Source organism: Bacillus sp. S71 (assembly GCF_016625265.1).
Taxonomy (GTDB): domain Bacteria; phylum Bacillota; class Bacilli; order Bacillales; family Bacillaceae_G; genus Bacillus_A; species Bacillus_A cereus.
On sequence record NZ_JACVUW010000009.1, the window covers coordinates 66,589 to 89,503 of the forward strand.

Consider the following 22,915-nt stretch of genomic DNA (forward strand, 5'->3'; position numbering starts at 1 on the left):
CAATTCCTCTTAGTTATTCTCTTTTTTCTCTTGTGTCCCGCAAATAATGGTTTCTAACTTCTCAAAGAGACGTAATAAATCTTCTCTTTCTTGCAACTCTAAATGTGAAAAGTATTTTGCAATATGCTCGTTGCGAGCTGTCATTGCCTCTTCTACTCTAGCTTTCCCCTTTTTCGTTAACTCGATGATGACAACACGACGGTCATCTTTGTCGTGATAGCGTTCTACAAGTTCTTGATCGATTAGACGATCAATCATCACTGTAATCGCGCTAGGCTTCACATACATCTTTTTTGCTAATGTTGTCGCTCTTGAAGCCCCATAATGATCTAAAATCTTTAAAATATAAAACTGCGGTGGTGTAAGTCCTGTTGCTTGCATTTGTTCTAATAACTCCGTCTGCATTTTCTTTCCAATCGAAAAGGCAAGAGCTTGAATTTTATCGATATGCGTCATATCATTTGGCATGTTATCCACCTCTTATTTAAACAATAAAATATTTAACGTATTTAAATATTAATCCCACGAACAAAATCCGTCAATACTTTTATTCATAAAAACGTTTACATTTTTGTCACAAAGTTGTATAATTTTCGACGAAGTTAATATTGACAGTCACGGAGAAACGGAGTACACGGCTATGAATCATAAAAAAGGAAACTTTTTTATATTTCATGGCCTTTTTATATTCTCTGTCTTAAAACGCTTCGAATTAATTAGGGGAGGATTTTCATTTTATGTTTTTCACACAATTATTTAAACCTGCGCCCCACGCGGAACGCTTACCAGCTGATCGCGTTGATAGCGAATACCGTAAATTACGTTTACAAGTATTCTTAGGTATCTTCATCGGTTATGCAGGTTACTACTTTGTTCGAAAAAACTTTTCACTAGCAATGCCATACTTAATCGAACAAGGCTTTAGTAAAGGGGAACTTGGGGTTATCCTTTCAGCAGTATCTATCGCTTACGGATTAAGTAAATTCTTGATGGGTATCGTATCCGATCGTTGTAATCCTCGCTACTTTTTAGCAGCTGGGCTATTTTTATCAGGTATCATTAATATTATTTTCGGCTCATTTTCTTTCATTACAACGAGCATTATACTTATGTTTGTACTTCAGTTTTTAAATGGATGGGTACAAGGTATGGGATGGCCTCCTTGTGGTCGTACGATGGTTCACTGGTTCTCTATTAGCGAACGTGGTACAAAAATGTCTATTTGGAACGTCGCTCATAATGTCGGCGGCGCGCTTATGCCTTCTCTTGTAACATTAGGCTTATACTTCTTTGCAAATGACTGGAAAAGTATTTTTTACTTCCCAGGTATTCTTTCAATTTTAGTTGGTATTTATGTATTAATTACGATGAAAGATACGCCTCAATCTTGTGGACTACCTTCTATTGAAGAGCATACTGGAGAATATCCACCAGATGAGAAAATAAAAGATCGCGAACGCGAACTTTCGGCAAAAGAAATTTTATTTAAATACGTACTAAACAATAAGTTTTTATGGTACATCGCTATTGCGAACGTTTTCGTATATTTCGTACGTTACGGCGTTGTAGACTGGGCTCCTACTTATTTAGTAGAAGAAAAAAGCTTTACTCATAGTAGCTCACGTACTGCTTACGCTCTATATGAATGGGCTGGTATTCCAGGTACACTTCTTTGCGGATGGATGAGTGATAAACTATTTAAAGGACGTCGTGCACCTGCTGGTATTTTATTTATGGTTGGTGTATTTATCGCAGTTCTTGTTTACTGGTTAAACCCTCCTGGTAATCCAATGGTTGATAGTATCGCACTTGTCGCAATTGGATTTTTAATTTACGGACCGGTTATGCTAATTGGTCTACACGCTCTAGATTTAGCACCAAAGAAAGCTGCTGGAACTGCAGCAGGCTTAACTGGATTCTTCGGTTACTTAGGCGGAGCTGCTTTCGCTAGTGCCGCTATGGGCTTTATCGTAGATGCATTCGGATGGGATGGCGGATTCATCTTATTACTTGCATCTTGCATACTTGCAATGTTCTTCCTTGCCCTTACTTTAAATACAGGGTCAACAAAACAAAAGCAAGCTTAAGTACAAATATTATACTTATCAAAAAAAGAGAGACCATTCTTTCCAGAATGCCTCTCTTTTTTCTACATATAAATCTTTTTTCTTACAAAAGATTTATTTTCCTCTCATATATATGTTAGCGCTTCCAAATTACTTCAACACCTAATACAACTGCATTCCACTTTTATATAAAAAGATTTTTGAATATTTTTTCAACTTATCCTTGTCAAACATTGTCAATTTATATTAAAATAACAACATACAAAATATTTAGTCTTTTCAGAAAAGATGGAGGGATAGCCATGAAGAATTCACTTCTTCGTATTGAAAACTTGCAAACTTCCTTTCGTATACAAGATCAGTATCATGCAGCAGTTGATAATGTATCCTTAACTGTTCATGAAAATGAAATTGTTGCTATCGTTGGTGAGTCAGGATGTGGAAAAAGTGCACTTGCCCTTTCCATTATGCGATTGCATAATGAAGCAAATACAAAATTACAAGGGCAGCTTAACTATAGAGATAAGGATCTACTAACCATGTCCGCCGCAGAGATGAATAAAGTACGCGGATCAAACATCGGTATGATTTTCCAAGAACCTCTTACAGCACTCGACCCTCTTATGACAGTTGGAAAACAAATCGAAGAAAACTTAGACTACCACACAAGCCTTTCAAAAGTTGAAAAGAAAGAACGCACCTTAGAACTACTCCATCAAGTTGGTATTCCAAAACCAGAACTTACATATAAACAATACCCACACGAATTATCTGGCGGAATGAGACAAAGAATTGTTATCGCAATTGCAATTGCTTGTAAGCCTGGACTCATCATTGCAGATGAGCCAACAACCGCTCTAGATGTAACAATTCAAGCTCAAATATTAGACTTACTAAAATCCATTCAAGAACAAACAAAAATGGGCATCATCTTAATTACACACGATTTAAGCGTCGTTGCCGAAACCGCCGATCGTATCGTCGTTATGTATGCAGGACAAGTTGTAGAAACAGGAACAGTAGAAGAGATTTTTAATAATCCTCTTCATCCATACACTCGTTCCTTATTAAATTCAATCCCGTCTGCATATGCAGAAAAAGAAAAGTTACACGTGATTCAAGGGGTTGTTCCTTCGTTGGCGAAGATGCCTCGCACGGGTTGCCGTTTCCAAGCTCGAATTCCATGGATTAGACCTGATCACCACGAGGAAAATCCAATTTTGCATGAAGTAAAGCCAGACCATTGGGTACGTTGTACTTGCTACAAGCATTTCAACTTCCAAGATAAGAAAGGAGATGACGTAACTCATGGCACTGCTTAAAGTAGACGATTTAAAAGTACATTTCCCAATTAAAGGTGGTTTCTTCGGACGTACATTAGATTTCGTGCGCGCTGTCGATGGCGTAAGTTTTGAATTACAACCGGGTGAAACATACGGAATCGTTGGTGAATCTGGTAGTGGTAAATCAACAACAGGTAAAGCAATTATGCATTTAACGAAAGCGACAAATGGTAGCATTCATTTTAACAATAAAGACTTAACAAAGTTAAGTCGCTCTGAGCTACGTGAACAACGAAAAGATATTCAAATGATTTTCCAAGATCCCTATTCATCATTAAATCCGAAAAAACGTGTTCTCGATATTATTGCTGAACCTCTTCGAAATTTTGAGAAGCTCTCACCTGATGAAGAACGTAGAACCGTTCAAGAGTATCTTAGTATAGTTGGATTAAACCCAGAATCTGTTTATAAATATCCACATGAGTTTTCTGGTGGACAAAGACAGCGAATTGGTATTGCACGGGCACTTACATTAAAACCGAAGCTTATTATCGCGGACGAACCTGTATCTGCACTTGACGTGTCGGTACAAGCTCAAGTTTTAAACTTCTTGCAAGATTTACAAGCTGAACTCGGACTAACATACTTATTTATTAGTCATGATTTAGGCGTAATTCGTCATATGTGTGACCGTATCGGTGTTATGTATCGCGGACGCATCGTTGAAGAAGCAACAAGTGCAGAAATTTATAATAATCCACAACATATTTATACGAAGCGCTTAATATCAGCTATTCCTGATATTCGTCCTGAAAACCGCGAACAACAACGTAAATTACGTCGTGAAGTAAGCGCTGAATACGAAAAATCATACGAAAACTATTTCAACGAAAATGGTCGTGCTTACGATTTAAAAACAATCTCGCCAACACACCGGGTGGCATTACCTTAAGGGAGTGATAAAACATGTGGAAGTTTATATTACGGAGATTTTTAGTGATGATCCCGCAATTATTCGTGTTAAGTATACTTGTCTTTCTACTAGCTAAAGCAATGCCAGGCGATGCCTTAACCGGCAGAGCAATGAATCCAAAAGCGGATCCAAAAGTAATTGAAGAACAACGTGAAAAGCTTGGATTAAATGACCCAGTTACAACACAATATGTTCGCTGGATTAAAAATGCAGTCCAAGGTGACTTCGGTATTTCCTATGCACACAAAATGAAAGTAACCGAGTTAATTGGAGAACGCCTTGGAAATACAGTATCTTTAGCACTTGTTATTCTTATTCTTACTTATTTAATTGCCATACCACTAGGAGTTATAAGTGGGCGGTGGAATGATACATGGGCTGATCGACTCATTACCATTTACAACTATCTAGGTTTTGCTACACCACTATTTATATTTGCACTCGTTATGCTCTTCCTATTCGGATTTAAGTTTGCAATATTCCCAACCGGCGGTAGCGTAGATCCTCAAGTTGCAACAGGAACATTTGCTTACTATTTAAGCAAATTAAATCACATGCTACTACCAGCTTTATCAGGGGCATTAATTGCAACAGTTGGTACTGTTCAATATTTACGAAGCGAAATTATTGATACGAAACATAAAGACTTTGTGCGTACAGTAAGAGCAAAAGGTGTTCCAGAATCAAAAATCTATTCTAGACATATTTTACGAAATTCATTCTTACCAATTGCAGCCTTCTTAGGCTATGAAATTACAGGATTAGTTGGCGGTGCCATCTTCTTAGAAAGTATTTTTAGCTATCCAGGAATTGGACAACTATTTATACAATCTATTTCTCAACGTGATTTTAGTGTAATAACTGCACTCGTTATGTTTACTGGATTTGCAACGTTACTTGGAACTCTCCTTTCAGATATTATTCTAAGCATCGTCGATCCACGTATTCGTATTGATTAATGGAGGTGAAGAAACATTATGTTAGCAAAACCCGAAAAACAAACTGAAGTTATTCATTACGAAAAAAGCCCTTCCGGTTTCTCTATTATGTGGCGAGAACTTCGTAAAGATAAATTAGCAATGTTTTCACTTTTTTTCCTAGCAATTTTATTACTAGCAGTCTACGCAACATCTTTTATTATGAAACAAGAAGATATTGTACGAGTTGATTTATTCGCTATTTATGCTCCTCCCTCTGCTGAACATTGGTTAGGAACAGATTACGGAGGACGCGATATTTTCGGTCAACTTATTATTGGTACACGTAACTCATTTACAATTGGATTAGCAATTACTATTCTTTCTTGTTTAATTGGTCTTTCAATTGGATTAATTGCCGGTTATTTCGGAGGAACTATTGATAATATCATTATGCGCGTTATCGACTTTGTTATGGTTTTACCATTTTTAATGCTTGTAATTGTATTTATTACACTTGTTCCTACGTTCAATATTTTCACTTTCATTTTAATTATGAGCGTGTTCTTATGGACAGGAAAAGCCAGATTAATTCGCTCAAAAGTATTAACTGAAAAAGAACTCGATTATGTCTCTGCATCTAAAACTTTAGGAACACCAAACTGGAAAATCATTCTTTTCCAAGTACTACCTAACTTAAGTTCAATTATCATTGTTAGCATTACATTAAATCTTGCTGGAAACATCGGTATTGAATCTGGTCTAACTTTCTTAGGATTTGGTCTACCAGAAAGTACACCAAGCCTTGGTACACTTGTTAGTTATGCTAGAAATCCAGATGTATTACAAGAGAAATGGTGGATTTGGTTACCCGCATCAATCATGATTTTAACATTGATGCTGTGTATAAATTTTATTGGTCAAGCGCTACGCCGTTCGGCCGACGCAAGACAAAGAAAGGGATAAGGGGTGGAAGAAATGACAAATAAGCCAAAGTTTTTCAAAGTATTAAGTACACTTGCAGTTTCAACATTACTACTTTCAGCATGTGGGGGCAGTGGTGGTAGTGAAAAAACGAGCAGCACAAAAAAAGTAGATACAAATAAATTTAGTGCATCTGTTAAAAATGATAAAAAGGAAATTAAAGATGGTTCATTAACATATGGTCTTGTTTCTAACACACCATTTGAAGGACTTTTAAATTTCGCTGTATATGAAGGAGATCCTGATAACCAAGTCATTACAATTTTCGATGAATCTTTATTATCAAATGACGAAAACTGGGAATACACAAATGATGGCGCTGCTACATATGAAATTTCTGCAGATAAAAAGACAATTACACTAAAAATCAAAGATAATGTAAAATGGCATGATGGAAACCCTGTTACTGCTGAAGATTTAGAATACTCTTATCTAGTGATTGGTAGTAAAAAATATGCCGGTTCTCGCTATGACACTCAAATGCAAATGATTGAAGGTATGGAAGATTACCACAATGGAAAAGCCGAAAAAATTTCAGGTATAAAGGTAACGGATCCAAAAACAATTTCGATTACATTTAAAGAGCCGAATCCTTCAGTGAAAACTGGGCTTTGGGCATACCCTCTTCATAAGAAATATTTAGGAGATGTACCAATCGATAAATTAGCAGAATCTGATAAAATCCGTAAAAACCCAATTGGTTTCGGACCTTTTAAAGTGAAGAAAATTACTCCAGGAGAATCTGTTGAATTTGAACGTTTTGATGATTATTATGGTGGAAAACCAAAACTGAAAAGTATGGTTTTAAAAGTTGTTAACCCTTCCGTTGTTAACGCGTCCTTAAAAAATGGTGATATTGACATTGCTGAAGTAAGTGCAGATCAGTATCCAAATGTAAGTAAATTAAAAAATGCACAATTAGTCGGTAAAACCGATTTATACTATAGTTATATCGGCTTTAAATTAGGCCATATGGATAAAGAAAAAGAAGAAGTAGTGATGGATAAGGAGAAATTTAAAGATGTTCGTGTACGTCAAGCGATGGCGTATGCTATTGATCGAAAAGAAATTGGCGAAAAATTATATCACGGCCTACGTTATCCGGCTAACTCACCAATCCCACCATCTCTACCAAAATATCATAACAATAAAATTGGTGCCTATGATAAAGATGTAGAGAAAGCTAAAAAGTTATTAGATGAAGCTGGCTATAAAGATACTAACGGGGATGGATTCCGCGAAGACCCGAATGGTAAAGAATTTAAAGCTAATTTCTTATCAATGAGTGGTAGCGATGTAAGTGAACCACTTGCAAAATTCTTTATTCAATCTTGGAAAGACATCGGTCTAAAAGTAGAGCTTCTTGATGGTCGCTTACATGAATTCAACTCATTCTACGATATGATTAAAAAAGATGATCCAAAAGTTGATCTTTTTGCGGCAGCTTGGGGAACTGCATCTGATCCAGATCCTTCTGGTATTTGGGCTAAAAATGCAGCGTTCAATTACACACGTTGGGCTACTGACAAAAACACAGAATTATTAAAACAAGGTATTTCTCCAAAAGCTGCTGATGAAAAGTACCGTAAAGATGTCTACGATAAATGGCAAAAATTAGTTCATGATGAAGTACCATTAATTCCACTTCATTATAAATTTGACCTAAAAGGTGTAAATAATCGCGTAAAAGATTACAAATATACACCAGAAGATCAATATAAGTGGGGTAAAGTTAGCGTAACGAGCGATAAAGCAGAAACAGAGAAATAATAAAATAGCTCCTGGCACTGGGATACATGCCAGGAGCTATTTTTTATTTACAATCCTTTTCTTACTATTTATAACAACCAATTCCTTCCCTACTATAAAATCAAAAAATTTGATGAAACACCTTTATTAAAACAGCTAACGTAACAGATGCAGCAAATCCTCCTAGACAAATTAAACTTACCCCTTGACTATATGACAAATTTTGAAATGATTTCATTGCTTCCATCCTCCCTCTCTCCCCTTTGATACTTTTATTTTACCAATGGGAAAAATTTCATAACATCGATTTCTCTAACAACTAACTTACAAATTTGTAAGTTAACATCTTTTCAACTTATATATCTAGTATTTCCACAAATGAGAGTTATTTATACATAAAAAAGACCTCAGCTATACTAAGGTCTTCATTACATTCTTTTTTATTTTATAATCATCACCGGACATTTCACTCGTTTTGCTATTTTATGACTTACACTACCAAGTACCATTTCTTGCAGTGTATTTAATCCTCTACTTCCCGCTATAACAAGATCTATATCTCCTGTATTTACATATTGAACAATTGTATCTCCAGGATCACCATGTAATATCGTAATTGTATAAGATATGTTCTCTTTCTTTAATAAAACTTCAATCTCTTTTAATTTATCTTTTCGACTAGCCGATATTGTTTCTAAATCTGTTTGACCTTGTATAATATCTGATTTTGCCGTTCTATTATCTACTACGTACACAACTTCAACATTTGTTTCTTCGCTACATTTCGCAATATATGTTGCATGTTCCGCTGCTCGAAGTGCATGTTCAGAACCGTCACATGCTAATATAATTTGTTTGTACATATGCTGAATCCCCTTTTCGTTATCCTACTCGTATTATATAATAAAGCCTCCTAAAAAGGAGGCTTTTAACTAGCAATTCTTTTATTATAAGTAGCTAAATTTGCAACAAGTTTTGAGCTACGTTCATTTAATCCTGTTATACTTACTTTCACACCACTTTGCTCATACTTTATGATAACTTTATCAATTGATGCCACCGCTGAATCATCCCATACGTGCGCATGAGTAAAATTCATTTCAATTTCTTTTACATCTTCATTAAATGAAAAATTATTTATGAAATCGGCTGTGGATGCAAAGAAAAGTTGACCGTGAATTTCGTATATTTTCTTATTTTCAATATATAAATGTTTCACGTGAATCTTTGCCATATTGAATGCAAATAACACCGCACTAATTACTGTTCCGATAATTACACCTAATGCTAAGTTATGTGTAATTAGGACAATCACAACTGTTACGATCATAACAAATGCGTTTCCTTTTGGTACTTTATGAATCGTTGTTACAGAGTTCCAATCAAACGTTCCGATTGAAACCATAATCATAACCGCAACTAAAGCTGCCATCGGAATATGAACGACATAATCTCCTAAAACGAATAGTAATACGATTAAAAATCCGCCCGCTACAAATGTTGATAGGCGACCTCGTCCACCTGATTTAATATTAATAACAGATTGACCGATCATTGCACATCCTGCCATTCCTCCGAAAAATCCAGCAACGATGTTTGCGATCCCTTGTCCGCGTGCCTCTTTATGCTTATTACTTTCTGTATGCGTCATATCATCTAAAACTGAAGCTGTTAATAAAGACTCTAGTAAACCAATGATTGCAAGCATAACTGCATAAGGTAAAATAATCCCTAATGTTTCTAATGTAAATGGCACATCAGGAATACTAAAGAACGGTAATTCTTTCGGCAGGCTTCCCATATCCCCTACTGTTTTCAACTGTAATCCGCTCATAAGTGCAATGCTCGTCACAATAATAATTGAAATAAGCGTAGAAGGTACAACCGTTGTAATACGTGGAAATAAATATATAATTGCAAGTCCTAATACAACGAGTGCATACATTTGCCAAGTTGCATTTTTAAAATGCGGTAATTGCGCTGTAAAAACTAAAATTCCAAGTGAATTTAAAAAACCACTCATAACAGATTTCGGCACAAACTTCATAAATGAGCTCAGTTTGAACACGCCAAAAATAATTTGGACGATACCTGTTAATATTGTTGTAGCAAATAAATATTGCAAACCATGATCTTTAACAAGCGTTACCATTAATAATGCCATTGCACCTGTTGCAGCTGAAATCATTCCAGTCCTTCCGCCAACAAATGAAATGGTAACCGCAATACAAAAGGCTGCGTATAGTCCAACTGTCGGATCCACGCCTGCAATAACAGAGAAGGCTATCGCTTCAGGGATTAATGCTAAAGCAACGACAATTCCTGATAACACGTCCCCTCTCACATTAGAAAACCAATCATTTTTTATCGTTTGAAACAAAATACCACTCCTCTACTCCTTTATAATTTGATTTTCTCCATAAGAAAATCTAGCCGACTGCACGAAAGCAATTATATAACGAGTAGAAGATTTTTTGCTATGTAAAAGTTTCCTAAAGAAAAAGACGCTACCTTAGTAGCATCTTTTCTCATTTCATTAATGTCCACCGTGTCCTTGACCACTTTCCTGAACAATTTCTAACCTCTCATCTAGTATTCCTTGTGTTTCAAATGAAATATCACTCGTACTTCCTAATAAGAAACCGTGATTATATGGTCCAAGTGTTGGATCATCTTTAAACTTCGGCTGAATGCTTGCAAGGAAGTCATACACTGGTTGTGAAGCTTTACCTTCTTCTAATAATACAACAGGTGCGTGTTTACCCATATGTGAAAAAGGTGCCCCAGCAACTGCTAAATCTGGTGTTTTGCTTGAAACAAATGACACACCGTGACCAGGTTTTGTGAATCCCCAGCCAAATTTTGTTTTTTCATCTTTAAATTTAGCGAACGCAATCGAGTTTTCTGTAGGGGTCTCTCCACTAATACGCGTTATTTTCCCGTATTTGCTTAACTCTTTTTCTACTTCTTTTGAAACAATTTTTTCTGGCCCTAATACATATATATTTGCTTTATCTTTTCTCATTTTTAATGCCTCTATTGTCGCTTCTGGCACTTTATCCTTTTCTGTATAGAGTAGTGGTTCCGGCATATGAGAAATCCAGTTTACAGCGGGTGTTGTATATAAGCGTCCTTCTTCTGCAGATGAACCGATAATAACACTATTTGGGTAGCTTCCTGTTATATCGGCATACTCCTTATCAACATCTTTCGCAAATATAGCTGGGTCCGTTTCTTTTATTTGTTTTACTTTATAACCTTTTAATTGTTCAAGCGCGCTAGTACCTACATCCCCCATCACCATAATTTGTGTTCCATCTTTCGTTCCGATTGGATTTAATCGTTTTATTTCTTTTAACGTCATTTCCGGTATCTTTTCTTTTTCTATAAATAAAATCGGCCCGTTATTCGGATGATGAATAAGGTCTGCACTCGCAATACCTAATTGCCACTCGCTTGCTGGTACTAAAATAACAGCACCCGGCTGGTTCTCTTTATGGGTTGCTGGCCATATCGTTTGCGAAGTTAACACTGCCATTTGCAGGGGATCATTTGTATTTAACCTTGTTACATTTTTTAAACTTGTCGTTAATAAATCATTCGATGCCCCTTCGTTCATTTCTTTTGGCGCCGTTACCTCCTGATTCATTTTCATTTCCTTTTGCTCTGTTTTCTTCTCTTTTGTAGATTCATGGTTTTTATGGTCTGTATTCGTTTGTCCACATGCAGCAAGACCAACTGCTGTAATTATTGTTATCCCAAAAATTCGGGTCATTTTTTTCATTATACCGCCTCCGTATTAATCATTTTTGAGCCAATATGATTACCTAAAATGTAATTTCAACTCCACAATAACAAGCAATTCTGAAGAAATTATGCAGACACATCATAATCTGCACCATTTCTTCATGATTTTGCATTACACTTTAAGTAACGATTATAAATATGGAGGGCTCTCTATGATTGATATACTGCTCGTAGACGATGAACCGAGAATGCTTGAATTATTAACGCTTTATCTTACCCCAATTGGATATAACTGCGTATGTGCGACTTCAGGAGAAGAAGCTATTTTACATATAGAAAATCGAAACTTTAAATTTGTTTTACTCGATATTATGATGCCAAAGATGGACGGATGGGAAACGTGCAAAAAAATCCGATCTTTTAGTAACATTCCTATTATTATGGTTACAGCTCGTGATCAAACAGTAGATGTCGTTCAAGGATTAAAACTTGGAGCCGATGATTACGTAACGAAACCTTTCCATGAAGAAGAACTTTTCGCAAGAATTGAAGCCGTTTTAAGACGTACAAATGAACATAAACAAATCCAATATCACGGTATTGTATGGGATGAAACAAAACACTTCGTTTCTGTCCATAATGAAGAACTCCTTCTCACACCAATTGAATTTTCTTTACTCGGATTATTTTTACGCCATGTGAACTACGTATTAAGCCGTGATCAGCTCATCGAACGAATTTGGGGGTTAAACACAAATACAGAAGATCGCACAGTCGATTCACATATTCGTAATTTACGTGATAAATTGCGAAAAGCAAATTTCCCTATTGATCATCATTTAAAAACCGTGTATGGAGTAGGTTATCGATGGATTAATACTGAACAGTAAGGGGCAAAACGATGAAACGAATTTCAATTCAATTCGGATTTTATTTTTTAATTGTTACACTTTTAATTGAAAGTGTTCTCTTTATTTTGCTCTATTATAGTCTTGTAAACACTAGAGTAAATGAAGAAATGACAGCTTTATTAAAGCGAGGAAATAGTCACAGAGATGTCCTTGAAAAGTATTTTGATAAGCAAACAATCTCCCATGTTGCACTAATGGAATCCGAAGCCGAAACTACTGTTGTTATTACAAATGCAAATAAGGAGGTACTAGCTAAATCCAATGAAATAAATACTACTATAAAAAAGCATATTGAAAAGATGCAAACACGGACAGATCATGACGGAGCAATTATAGAGAATCATTGGAAAACATCTAATTATATATGTACAGTTAGCCCCATTGTAGTGGCTGGAAAAACGGAAGGCTACGTATATATGTTTCTCGGGACGGAATCAATCGAGGAAATGGTTAACGGGCTAACAAGACAATTCATTATTGCCGGAGTCATTACGTTTCTACTAACAGCCATCACCATCTTTCTATTATCACGTTTGTTAACAAAACCATTGTTACACATGAAACATGCAACTGAAAAAATGAGTAAAGGCGATTTGTCCGTTTCGTTAACAACTACTCGAAATGATGAAATTGGTGAACTAGCATCATCTATTCAAACGCTCGCAAATGATTTACATTATATGAAAACAGAGCGAAGTGAATTTCTAGCAAGTGTTGCTCATGAATTACGAACACCGTTAACATACGTAAGAGGTTATGCTGACATTGCTTTAAAAGAAAGCACCCCTCCTGAGCAACGTTTGCGATATTTATCGATTATAAAAGATGAGTCTGATTACATTACGAACTTAGTTCAAGATTTATTTTCACTTGCACAAATGGAACAACATAACTTTTCTATTCAAGTAAAGGAAGTGCATTTACACACCTTCTTTACTCGCATAGCTGAAAAAGTAAACGCCATGTATAAAGAAAGATATATTAAAGTTTCTTTCTCTTGTCCTCCTACACTGCTAGTAAACTTAGATGAACAGCGATTTGAACAAGTTATAGTAAACATTTTAAATAACGCTTATAGACATTCAAAAGAACATTCTCATATAAACATTTCTATTACAGAAGAACATAAACGTATCTCCATTACAATTGAAGATGAAGGCGAAGGTATTCCACCTGAAGACCTCCCTCACATTTTTGACCGCTTTTACCGTGTCGATAAAGCAAGAACACGATCTACAGGCGGAACTGGTTTAGGGCTATCTATCGTAAAAGAAATTGTAGAACTACACGGCGGAAATATTACTGTAACGAGCGAAGTCGATTACGGGTCTTGCTTTATAATTTCATTACCATCCATAAAAAAACACGACTATCATCAATAGTCGTGTTTTTTTATCACTTTACTTTATAATATAAATTTACAAATTGCCCAAAACGTTTCGTATCCGTTAAAGTTAAATTAATTTCCGGATTCTTCTCTTGAAATAACGGAACTCCAGAACCTAATATGTGAGGGGTAATCGTGACAACATATTCATCAATTAGATTATTCTTAAAGAACTCTCTCAGTAGACTCCCTCCACCGACCATCCATATTTTAGATCCTTCTTGCTCTTTCAACCTTTTCGTAAACTCCACTACCTCTTCATTTACAAAATCCACGTGTTCATTTGAACCTTTTTCTGAGTTAGAAAAAACATAACATTTTTTATCTAAATACGGGAATGTTTCCATATGCTCTACTACATAATCATACGTTCTTTTTCCCATAATTATTGTATCAATCGTTTCGTACATTTCTGTATAACCGTTATCTCCCTCTCCTTCCGTTTCCATTAACCACTGTAAATCATCATTTTCTTTCGCAATGTATCCATCTAAGCTCGCCGCAATAAATAAAACTATTTCACGTGACATATCTTTTCCTCCTTGCATCTCATCTTGATAACATATGATGTAAACAATATACTAACAATAAAACACGACAATTTATGTCATGTTTAAAAAGAAAAAAGGTGATACATTTGTCAAAAGCTAAACGCTTATTAGATATTCTTATATTTGCTTCTGCCAAAAAGACATTTACAGCGCAAGAAATAGCTGATGAATTTAATATCTCCGTTCGTACTGTCCATAGATACATTTTAGATTTAAGTGATATGGGGTTGCCCATTTACGCAGAACAAGGTCGTAACGGCGGCTATAAAGTATTAACGAATAGAGTAATTCCGCCTATTTTATTTACGGAAGAAGAAGCAGTCTCTATCTTTTTTGCTTTTCAATCTTTAAGTTACTATCGCGACTTACCTTTTAACACAGAAATCAATTCCGTTACACATAAACTGTATAGCTCCCTACAACATGATGCAAAAACGAAAGTTGATAAAATACGTTCTTATATCGCCTTTTGGAATCCGAAGAGAACAATTGAGACCCCACTTTTAAACGAAGTGTTAACAGCGGCTATTGAAAATAAAAATTTACACTTTCAATACGAATCTAAATCAGGGATAAAAACAAAACATGTTCATCCGATTGGTGTATATGCTCACGACGGGTTATGGTACTTACCGTCCTATGACTTCGGTAGAAAAAAAGTATTACTGTATCGCGTTGATCGTATTCTCTCAATATTATCGATGGAAGAAAATACAGATACATTCATGAATTTAGAAGAGTGGTTTGCCTCTAACTCTAACGTAGTACACAATCCTACTCAGTTACATGTTTTACTGACAACAGAAGGCGTACGCCAATGTAAAAGCGTTCCTTATCTTGAGGAATTCGTTATAGTAAACGAGGATGGGACAGGATATATAAATTCAACAATTAATAAAGGTGAGATTAACTTTATTACTCCTTTATTTTATAGACTTGGAAAAGATGCAAAAGTTTTAGAACCGAAAGAATTGACAGATGGTTTACGTATACGTGCGAAAGAAATTTTACATATGTATGAAGACGAAAAAAGCTGCTAAATATAAGCAGCTTTTTTCGTCTAGTTGTTTCTATTTTTTTGACTGTTGACGAATGAAGAAGTAAAGAAAAGCCCAATTCCTCTATTTCAACTGAAAAATTTGGCTTTTTAATATTAAGATTTCCCTAACATTATAAATCCGCATTTTCCTTACTGTACCCCATCCCTATCAAGCTAACAAAATAAAATCCCCCTAAAATGAAAAAATACGCTATTCTTTCTGTAAAATCATAGGAAAAGATGGCGTTTTTTATGTCTGTTTCTAACGAATTACAACAATTTGCTCAAGAGATTCAAAGTGCCCTATCTCCAAATGTCTTACGGGATCTTGCTAGAGATGTTGGCTTTGTACAACGAACCAGTAAGTACCAAGCAAAAGATTTAGTCGCTTTATGTGTATGGGTGAGCCAAAATGTAGCTATGACTTCTTTAACTCAGTTATCTAGCTGTTTAGAAGCATCAACAGAAGTACTTACCAGCCCTGAGGGCTTGAATCAACGATTTAATAAAGCGGCTGTTCAATTTTTACAACACCTATTAGCTGAACTACTAAACCAAAAACTGACCTCATCTATGCCAATTTCTTATCCATATACTTCTGTTTTCAAGCGTATTCGTATTTTAGATTCAACTGCATTTCAACTTCCGGATACATTTTCATCAATTTATCCTGGTGCGGGAGGATGCAGCCATACAGCGGGAGTAAAGATACAGCTTGAGTATGATTTATTAAGTGGACAATCCCTTCATATTCATACAGGTCCAGGTAAACAACATGATCGAACCTACGGTTCTTTGTGTGTCCCAACTGTGGCAGCGAATGATCTATGTATCCGAGATTTAGGGTATTTTCATTTGAAAGATCTTCAACATATACAAGATCAAAAGGCTTACTATATCTCTCGTATCAAATCGAATACACGTATTTATCAAAAAAATCCCAATCCTGATTATTTTCGAGATGGAAGAATCAAACAAGGTACGGAGTATATACAGATAGATATGGAGGTCTTAATGAACTCTCTTCAGCCAGGACAAACGTATGAAATATCCGACGCTTATGTAGGAATGACTGATAAAGTACCAACTCGTGTGATTGTTCATCGACTAACAAAAGAACAACAACAAAAACGATTAGACGATCAAACGGTAAGAGAAAAAAAGAAAGGAATGAAGTATTCTGCTCGTAGTAAACGACTTAGCGGTATCAATGTATATATGACAAATACCCCTATAGATATTGTCCCGATGGGACAATATCTATAGGGGTATTCTTTACGTTGGCAAATCGAGATTTTATTTAAAACATGGAAATCATTCTTTCATATTCATCATTGTAAAAAGATAAAACGAGAACGATTGGAATGCCATTTGTATGGGCAACTGATTGCCATTCTACTTTGTTCTTCTACCATGTTTCAAATGCGGCAATTACTTCTTATGAAAAAGAAACGAGAACTGAGTGAATATAAGGCCATATATATGATTAAAGATTACTTTTTTCTTCTTTTCCAATCGATACAAAAAGACACCCAAGAGCTATCAAAGGTGTTACTTCGCCTGTTCAACCTCCTACAGCAAAACGGGCGAAAATCTCACAGATATGAGAAGAAAACAGTCTTTGATATATTAGGTGTCGTTTACAATTGTACCATGTCAGATAATCAAGCGGCTTAAATCAAAAAAATGAAACCCGTTAGGGTTTATTTCGTATGCAAATCTTTAAATTGCCTATACGTAGCCTTTAGAAAAAAAGAAACAACCTCTACTATGATTGATGTTGTATGACCTTAGCTTGATAGTGATGGGGTACTGCCAGCATTTCGGAAAAACTCCACGCTAAGAGCATGTAGGATTTTATATAGTTTTTCGGCTAATCCAGTAACAAATGAAAACCTTAAAACCCATGCTAAGATAGGAATATATATATAATGAATAGAGTCATAGAAAAAGGATGTTCCCTAATCTCACAAGGAATCTGCTTTTTCTACGCTATCAATAATGAAACGTTATGTTAACTTTACATGAATATCTTATTTATCCAAATTTGTACAAATTTTCCCTTATTAATGGTACAATTAAATTCACATAAGAATATTATGGGATTTATTTTATATTTTTTTATGGAGTACTGTTTCTTATAATTAGTACAGCATTATTTTTATTTATTATGACTGTATTACCAAAGATTAAGAATAAAAATCTATCATTCGTAATGCTCGGTTTAGAGATAAATATACTTGCCATTCCATTGGCTTTTTTTATAGGAGGGATGTCAACAGATCCACCAGGTAGTACTATGCTCGATTTTTGGGACGGATTTCTCTTTATTCAAGCAATACCCCTCTTTTTACTACTTCTAATTTTGGTTTGGTGGTTTATTCGTCAGAACAAAGAAAAAGTTCGCATGTAGAATTTTAAAATTCCTTAGAATATCAAACAACAAATAGTTATAATGCATAAACTAAATAATATATTTATGGAATTATGATTTATATGGATATTTTTTGTAAAAAAAAAACTTAACTACCTTTTTTTTCTTGATTATGGTAAAATATGAAATGTTATGTTCTTTAATTTAAATAAAAGGAGGAAATGATATGAAAAAGTTTAATTTCAAAAAGATTTTATCTGCTACTTTAGTTGCAGGATCTTTAGCCACAATTGTAGGTGTTCAGACAACACAAGCGGCTTATGACTATAACTATGTTTTTAATGCTATGGGTGGAGCTGATACTACTTATTATGCAAAAAAATACTCTGCTTCTTCTGTTCAGCAAAATATTAATAGCTGGACTAATAGAGGAGAAAACTTTAATGCATGGGTAACTGCAAGAAATAGTTCGAAAGCTATGTCTAAGACAGTAAACTTTGACGATAGTGATATAGGTAAGGCTTACTACTTTAGTAACTATGTTTATGAAAACTATGGTATTACAGATTGTAGAATCAATGCTACAATGTCATCTAATTGGGCATCTAGTACAGTATACGGTACATGGAAACCTGACCGATAAAAACTATATAGCACTATATAATTTTATTAAATAATTTCTTATTGTTCTAAGGTCATAAAATTATTATTGGTACGTTTTCATAAAAAAAGTGCCAATAATAAAAGGAATATAATATGAAATACACTCACATAAAATTTTAAGAATATAACGTTTAAAAAAGTGGTGTAATTTTAACATCACTTTTTTATTTTTTAGGAGTGAAAAAATGAATAATATATTAAAATTTGAATTAAAAAGATCTTTTACTAATTATAACTTTATAATTATCTTTGTTTTACTCACCTTATATGGGCTTTACAATATTTTTTTTCAAATTATACCTGTGTCAAAAATTCAATTTATGACTGTTGAATATAATACTCCCACTTATTTATGGCTTAATACACTTATTACAGATACGTTCTCAAGGATTTTTTTATTTTTAACCCCTATTATAGCTGTTTTACCATTCAGTTGGTCATATGGGTCAGATTATAGTACTAACTATGTTTATTTTATTTATTCTCGATCAAAAAAAATCAATTATATATTCTCTAAATTTATAGCGACCTTTTTATCCGGAGGTGTATTGTTTGTATACCCTTTTATTTTACAATTTATTATTCTAACATGCCTTTATCCTAATTGGCCTTCTTATTATGGAACTTATCCAATACCTAGTGGCTCTATGCTAATTGACTTGTTATATACTAATCCAAATACTTATGTATCTGTATATTTCTTACTCATGTTTTTATATGCTGGCTTGTTTGCAGTAATTGGTTTGATTATAGGTTTATTTGTGTCTAAGAAATTTGTTATCTGTTTAATTCCCTTTTTATTGTGGATTTTTTCTAGTATTGTTTTGGAATTTACTGGTTTTAATTATCTATCACCAGAGCGTTTCCTGAGACCAACTGGAATCTCAGGTTCATCTCTTATATTTGTTATCAGTCTATGGATTATTTTGATGAGTATATGTTTTGGATTATTCTTAAAGGTAGGTACAAAACGTGAATTGGTTTAGAAGAAAATTATATGAACTGAATATGGTTATGATTAATCTTATTTCTGTAATTATTATGTTTCAGGCTATATCTCTTACTATGATCTATCTTATGGAACAAATAAGGAATTCTGATGAATCCACATTTATATTTTTAACAACTAATGAAAATATTGTTTCCTTATTGTTAGTTCCAATCTTTTTATTTTTTATAGCATTATTAATTAGTACCTATCAGGAAGATGTTTTTATTATTCGTTTTAAAACAAGGTACAAATTTTGGAGATCACAATCTATAAAAATAGTTTTATCTTCATTTATATTTACTAGTTTATATGGTATTACCATAGGGGTATACTCTTTACTCTTAAATTTAAACTTTGATGAGAATAACATAGATAATTTATTTCGACTATTTCTCCTTTTCATAGGTCTCACAGCTGTGGGATTATTTTTCTTGTTTATGAAACTATTTATAAATCAAGCTATACTTATTGTTATGATAATTGTTGGATGGTTTATGAGTGAATTATTTATGGTGAATCCTCTAAGATTTTTCATATGGCAAATGACTTTACAAGAAACTGAAAAAGGAAATATAACAACATTCATTCTATCTTCTATATCACTTATATGCCTATGTATTTTCTTCTATATTGTTGGTTCATATATCATTAATAAAGTTTCATTTATAACTAAAAAAATAAGGAGTGAAGAGTAACTATGAATAAGAGAACAATAACAATATCTATTATTATTCTGATTTTAACTTCTCTATATATTTTTCGTTATATGACAGTTAATGTAAATACACCTAAAAAACTCAATGTGATAACCCATAAATCAGGTGATTCAATTGATTTTGAAAATACTACTGTTACTGTAAAAAATGAATCTTCAGATACTCGAATTGATAATATGTTTAGTCATGTTTCTTCTTCAAATGTTCATAAGTATATAAAAGTAAGTATTACTTTTAAGAATAATGGTCAAAAAGAACTAGATCTTAAACCTTTTTTTGACAATGAAGATTTAGTTATAGGAAATAAATTACGAACCATGAGTTTCAAAGATGATAATGAAAAAAACATGAAAGTTCTACCTGATGAAACTAAAACTTATGTGAAATATAGTTTTATTAACAAAGATGAAATAAAATATAAAACTTCTTATATTATAATTCCTACACTTAAACCTCTTGGGTTTATAAGTGAGGGAGAACAAAAAGAGATACTTATTAATCGTCATATATGGCCAATAATTATTAATTAGATAGAGAGGGAATAAGATATTGTGGAAGTTACTTAGGTATGATATACAAGCTGGTTTTTATTTAAACCGTTGGAAATGGATAAGTGTTATTTTTATATTTAGTCTTATAACTATATTATATTCTAGATTAAACCCAAACATAACTAGTAGTGATTTTATCTATAACTTTTTCAGAGGAGCAATAAGAACAGATTACAATATTGAAATACCTTATATGTTCTTACTATTACAAATATATTGCATATTTCTAATCGGTCACTTTGTATACGATGATTATATGACATTTGGAATTTACGTAATTACTAAAGCAGGAACAAAAACTAAATGGTTATTTAGTAAAATATGTTGGACATGTTTTAATATTACTCTATTTTACATATTAATTTTTTTGATTTTTATATCCATTACGGGTTTTAAAATAGAGTGGGGTATATTTACTAACCTTAATATTTCACCATTGAATGCAATATTAAGTATTATGCTTTTATTATATTCGACATCTTTATTTATGGGCCTAGCACATGTCACTCTAAGTTTTATATTAAAACCAATTTATAGCTATATTATTATTTCAGTTTTATACATACTACCGATATTTAGTGATTCAGTTTACATACCTGGTGCTCAAGCAATGTTGACTAGATATTCACCGTTTACAGTTATACCTATATATGAATCCTATATTTTTAGTTTTTTGTTATTTGTTTTTTCTTCGTTCATTTTGTTTAAAATTATTTACATTAAAGATATTATAAGAGAACATGAATAAGGGGGATATAGAATGAGTTTCTTTGTAGAATTAAAAAATGTTACAAAGACAATTAGAGGTCATAGAGTATTAAATGATATAGAATTAAAATTACCTGCAGGTAAGATTTATGGATTTCAAGGAAAGAATGGATCAGGTAAAACAATGCTATTACGTGCGATAAGTGGTTTAATTAAACCTACTTCTGGAGAAGTTTATATAAATCAAAAAAAATTGCATAATAACTTTCCAGAAGATATGGGACTATTAATTGAATACCCAGGTTTTTTACCATCTTACACGGGATTTAAAAATTTGAAAATTCTAGCTTCAATTCAAAATAAGATAAATGATCAAAAAATAAATGAAGCTCTTAAAAATGTAGGATTAGATCCAAATGATAAAAGAAAAGTAAAAAAATATTCATTGGGAATGAAGCAAAGGTTGGGTATAGCACAAGCCTTAATGGAGGATCCTGATTTAATAATATTAGACGAACCTACAAATGCCTTAGATAAAAGTGCTGTAGAACTAGTTAGAAGTTTATTGCTTCATTTAAAAGATAAGGGGAAAACAATTATTATTGCTAGTCATGACCAAGAAGAATTACAAGCATTATGTGATGAATTGTTTACAATCGAAAATGGTGAAATTATTGAGAAAAAAACTATAAAAATATCAGTCTAAATTAGATTATAAGGTAGAACTACATGCCATCAAGCTAAAGTTTTATTAACCCCCAAAACGATAAATAAGCTTTTTTCACAAGAAAGCTTATTTATCGTTTTGGGGGTTACCTGTTTTCTTAAGTTGATGGCCATATGACTGTGCCCCTAGAAATCCCTCTTACGCCTCTTCGGTAAGCAACATTTGCTCTATCGCTTCTTTTAACAAATTCTTTGTCTCTTCAAAGTTATGATTCTTCTTTTCCTCCGTTTGCACCGTATAAAACTCAGCAAACGAACGCTCTTTATATCTTGGTACGACATGCATATGGTAATGTGTTAACTCGCTAAATACTCCACCATTTTGACAAACTGTAATTCCATCTGGTTTATATAATGCCTTAATCGCTTTTGCAATCAGCTTAGAAGCATCCATAATTGATCTTGCTACAACGTCATCTAATTCGTCTACTTCTACAACATGCTGCTTTGGCACAATTAAAGTATGTCCTGGGTAGAAAGGCGCATGATCTAAAAAGCAAGTTACATAATCATCTTCATATACTTTATATATTTTTTTCTCTTCGTTTGCTAATTTACAACCTAAACAGTCCACTACAC

At 33.7% G+C, this 22,915-nt stretch carries 22 protein-coding genes and 1 pseudogene; 16 read left to right on the top strand and 7 right to left on the bottom strand.

What is annotated here, in order from left to right:
• Positions 1 to 9: 9 nt before the first annotated feature.
• Entirely contained in the window at positions 10 to 468 is a 459-nt protein-coding gene (locus tag IBT51_RS19200; protein ID WP_001132365.1) for a MarR family winged helix-turn-helix transcriptional regulator, read from the bottom strand.
• A 269-nt stretch (positions 469 to 737) separates the two neighbouring features.
• On the opposite strand from IBT51_RS19200, the gene glpT reads away from it, so the two are divergent.
• From glpT to opp4A, 6 genes are all read left to right on the top strand, one after another.
• Positions 738 to 2,087: a glycerol-3-phosphate transporter gene (gene glpT, locus IBT51_RS19205; RefSeq protein WP_000466388.1), complete on the top strand. Its 1,350-nt coding sequence runs from the start codon at positions 738 to 740 to the stop codon at positions 2,085 to 2,087.
• A 281-nt stretch (positions 2,088 to 2,368) separates the two neighbouring features.
• A complete protein-coding gene (locus tag IBT51_RS19210) occupies positions 2,369 to 3,388 on the top strand; it encodes an ABC transporter ATP-binding protein (RefSeq protein ID WP_053565238.1) in 1,020 nt (339 codons plus the stop codon).
• On the top strand, positions 3,375 to 4,301 hold the full coding sequence (locus tag IBT51_RS19215; protein ID WP_064532047.1) for an ABC transporter ATP-binding protein: 927 nt from the start codon (positions 3,375 to 3,377) through the stop codon (positions 4,299 to 4,301). The genes IBT51_RS19210 and IBT51_RS19215 overlap by 14 nt, the downstream gene beginning before the upstream one ends.
• Positions 4,302 to 4,315: 14 nt before the next feature.
• Entirely contained in the window at positions 4,316 to 5,281 is a 966-nt protein-coding gene (gene opp4B, locus IBT51_RS19220) for an oligopeptide ABC transporter permease (RefSeq protein ID WP_064532045.1), read from the top strand.
• An 18-nt stretch (positions 5,282 to 5,299) separates the two neighbouring features.
• A complete protein-coding gene (locus IBT51_RS19225; RefSeq protein WP_064532043.1) occupies positions 5,300 to 6,205 on the top strand; it encodes an ABC transporter permease in 906 nt (301 codons plus the stop codon).
• A 12-nt stretch (positions 6,206 to 6,217) separates the two neighbouring features.
• On the top strand, positions 6,218 to 7,993 hold the full coding sequence (gene opp4A, locus IBT51_RS19230) for an oligopeptide ABC transporter substrate-binding protein (RefSeq protein ID WP_095691411.1): 1,776 nt from the start codon (positions 6,218 to 6,220) through the stop codon (positions 7,991 to 7,993).
• Positions 7,994 to 8,093: 100 nt separating this feature from the next.
• On the opposite strand, the gene IBT51_RS19235 is transcribed toward opp4A, so the two are convergent.
• From IBT51_RS19235 to IBT51_RS19250, 4 genes are all read right to left on the bottom strand, one after another.
• Complete coding sequence (locus tag IBT51_RS19235) at positions 8,094 to 8,210, bottom strand: DUF4027 family protein (RefSeq protein ID WP_000834733.1); 117 nt, start codon at positions 8,208 to 8,210, stop codon at positions 8,094 to 8,096.
• A 202-nt stretch (positions 8,211 to 8,412) separates the two neighbouring features.
• On the bottom strand, positions 8,413 to 8,835 hold the full coding sequence (locus tag IBT51_RS19240; RefSeq protein ID WP_000278001.1) for a universal stress protein: 423 nt from the start codon (positions 8,833 to 8,835) through the stop codon (positions 8,413 to 8,415).
• 65 nt (positions 8,836 to 8,900) lie between these two features.
• Positions 8,901 to 10,352: a SulP family inorganic anion transporter gene (locus IBT51_RS19245; protein ID WP_000487918.1), complete on the bottom strand. Its 1,452-nt coding sequence runs from the start codon at positions 10,350 to 10,352 to the stop codon at positions 8,901 to 8,903.
• Positions 10,353 to 10,508: 156 nt separating this feature from the next.
• Positions 10,509 to 11,756 carry a cell wall-binding repeat-containing protein gene (locus IBT51_RS19250; protein ID WP_200458531.1) on the bottom strand — a complete coding sequence of 416 codons (1,248 nt, stop codon included), beginning with the start codon at positions 11,754 to 11,756 and terminating at the stop codon, positions 10,509 to 10,511.
• A gap of 175 nt (positions 11,757 to 11,931) precedes the next feature.
• Here IBT51_RS19250 and IBT51_RS19255 point away from each other — a divergent pair, with 175 nt between their 5' ends.
• Positions 11,932 to 12,609, top strand: a complete 678-nt coding sequence (locus IBT51_RS19255; RefSeq protein ID WP_200458532.1) for a response regulator transcription factor — start codon at positions 11,932 to 11,934, stop codon at positions 12,607 to 12,609.
• An 11-nt stretch (positions 12,610 to 12,620) separates the two neighbouring features.
• Complete coding sequence (locus tag IBT51_RS19260; protein WP_200458533.1) at positions 12,621 to 14,012, top strand: sensor histidine kinase; 1,392 nt, start codon at positions 12,621 to 12,623, stop codon at positions 14,010 to 14,012.
• A 13-nt stretch (positions 14,013 to 14,025) separates the two neighbouring features.
• Here the strand turns inward: IBT51_RS19260 and IBT51_RS19265 are convergent, their stop codons facing one another.
• Complete coding sequence (locus IBT51_RS19265; protein WP_166695359.1) at positions 14,026 to 14,547, bottom strand: dihydrofolate reductase family protein; 522 nt, start codon at positions 14,545 to 14,547, stop codon at positions 14,026 to 14,028.
• Between the two features lie 74 nt (positions 14,548 to 14,621).
• Between IBT51_RS19265 and IBT51_RS19270 the strand changes: the two genes are divergently transcribed.
• The 8 genes and pseudogenes from IBT51_RS19270 (at position 14,622) to IBT51_RS19305 (ending at position 22,316) form a co-directional block, all read left to right on the top strand.
• On the top strand, positions 14,622 to 15,608 hold the full coding sequence (locus IBT51_RS19270; protein ID WP_200458534.1) for a helix-turn-helix transcriptional regulator: 987 nt from the start codon (positions 14,622 to 14,624) through the stop codon (positions 15,606 to 15,608).
• Positions 15,609 to 15,859: 251 nt separating this feature from the next.
• Positions 15,860 to 17,284: pseudogene (locus IBT51_RS19275) on the top strand (IS4-like element IS231Y family transposase).
• A gap of 427 nt (positions 17,285 to 17,711) precedes the next feature.
• A complete protein-coding gene (locus tag IBT51_RS19280) occupies positions 17,712 to 18,020 on the top strand; it encodes a hypothetical protein (RefSeq protein ID WP_046946747.1) in 309 nt (102 codons plus the stop codon).
• 187 nt (positions 18,021 to 18,207) lie between these two features.
• Positions 18,208 to 18,624: a hypothetical protein gene (locus IBT51_RS19285; RefSeq protein ID WP_046946746.1), complete on the top strand. Its 417-nt coding sequence runs from the start codon at positions 18,208 to 18,210 to the stop codon at positions 18,622 to 18,624.
• A gap of 205 nt (positions 18,625 to 18,829) precedes the next feature.
• Positions 18,830 to 19,630, top strand: coding sequence for an ABC transporter permease (locus IBT51_RS19290; protein ID WP_046946745.1), 801 nt, complete (start codon positions 18,830 to 18,832; stop codon positions 19,628 to 19,630).
• The gene (locus IBT51_RS19295; protein ID WP_046946744.1) at positions 19,617 to 20,330 is read left to right on the top strand and encodes a hypothetical protein; all 714 of its coding nucleotides are present in this window, start codon (positions 19,617 to 19,619) and stop codon (positions 20,328 to 20,330) included. The genes IBT51_RS19290 and IBT51_RS19295 overlap by 14 nt, the downstream gene beginning before the upstream one ends.
• 2 nt (positions 20,331 to 20,332) lie before the next feature.
• Positions 20,333 to 20,881, top strand: a complete 549-nt coding sequence (locus tag IBT51_RS19300) for a hypothetical protein (RefSeq protein WP_046946743.1) — start codon at positions 20,333 to 20,335, stop codon at positions 20,879 to 20,881.
• A 781-nt stretch (positions 20,882 to 21,662) separates the two neighbouring features.
• On the top strand, positions 21,663 to 22,316 hold the full coding sequence (locus IBT51_RS19305) for an ATP-binding cassette domain-containing protein (RefSeq protein WP_046946741.1): 654 nt from the start codon (positions 21,663 to 21,665) through the stop codon (positions 22,314 to 22,316).
• Between the two features lie 159 nt (positions 22,317 to 22,475).
• Here IBT51_RS19305 and IBT51_RS19310 read toward each other — a convergent pair whose 3' ends face one another.
• A complete protein-coding gene (locus tag IBT51_RS19310) occupies positions 22,476 to 22,910 on the bottom strand; it encodes an HIT domain-containing protein (protein ID WP_200458535.1) in 435 nt (144 codons plus the stop codon).
• Positions 22,911 to 22,915 lie beyond the last annotated feature (5 nt).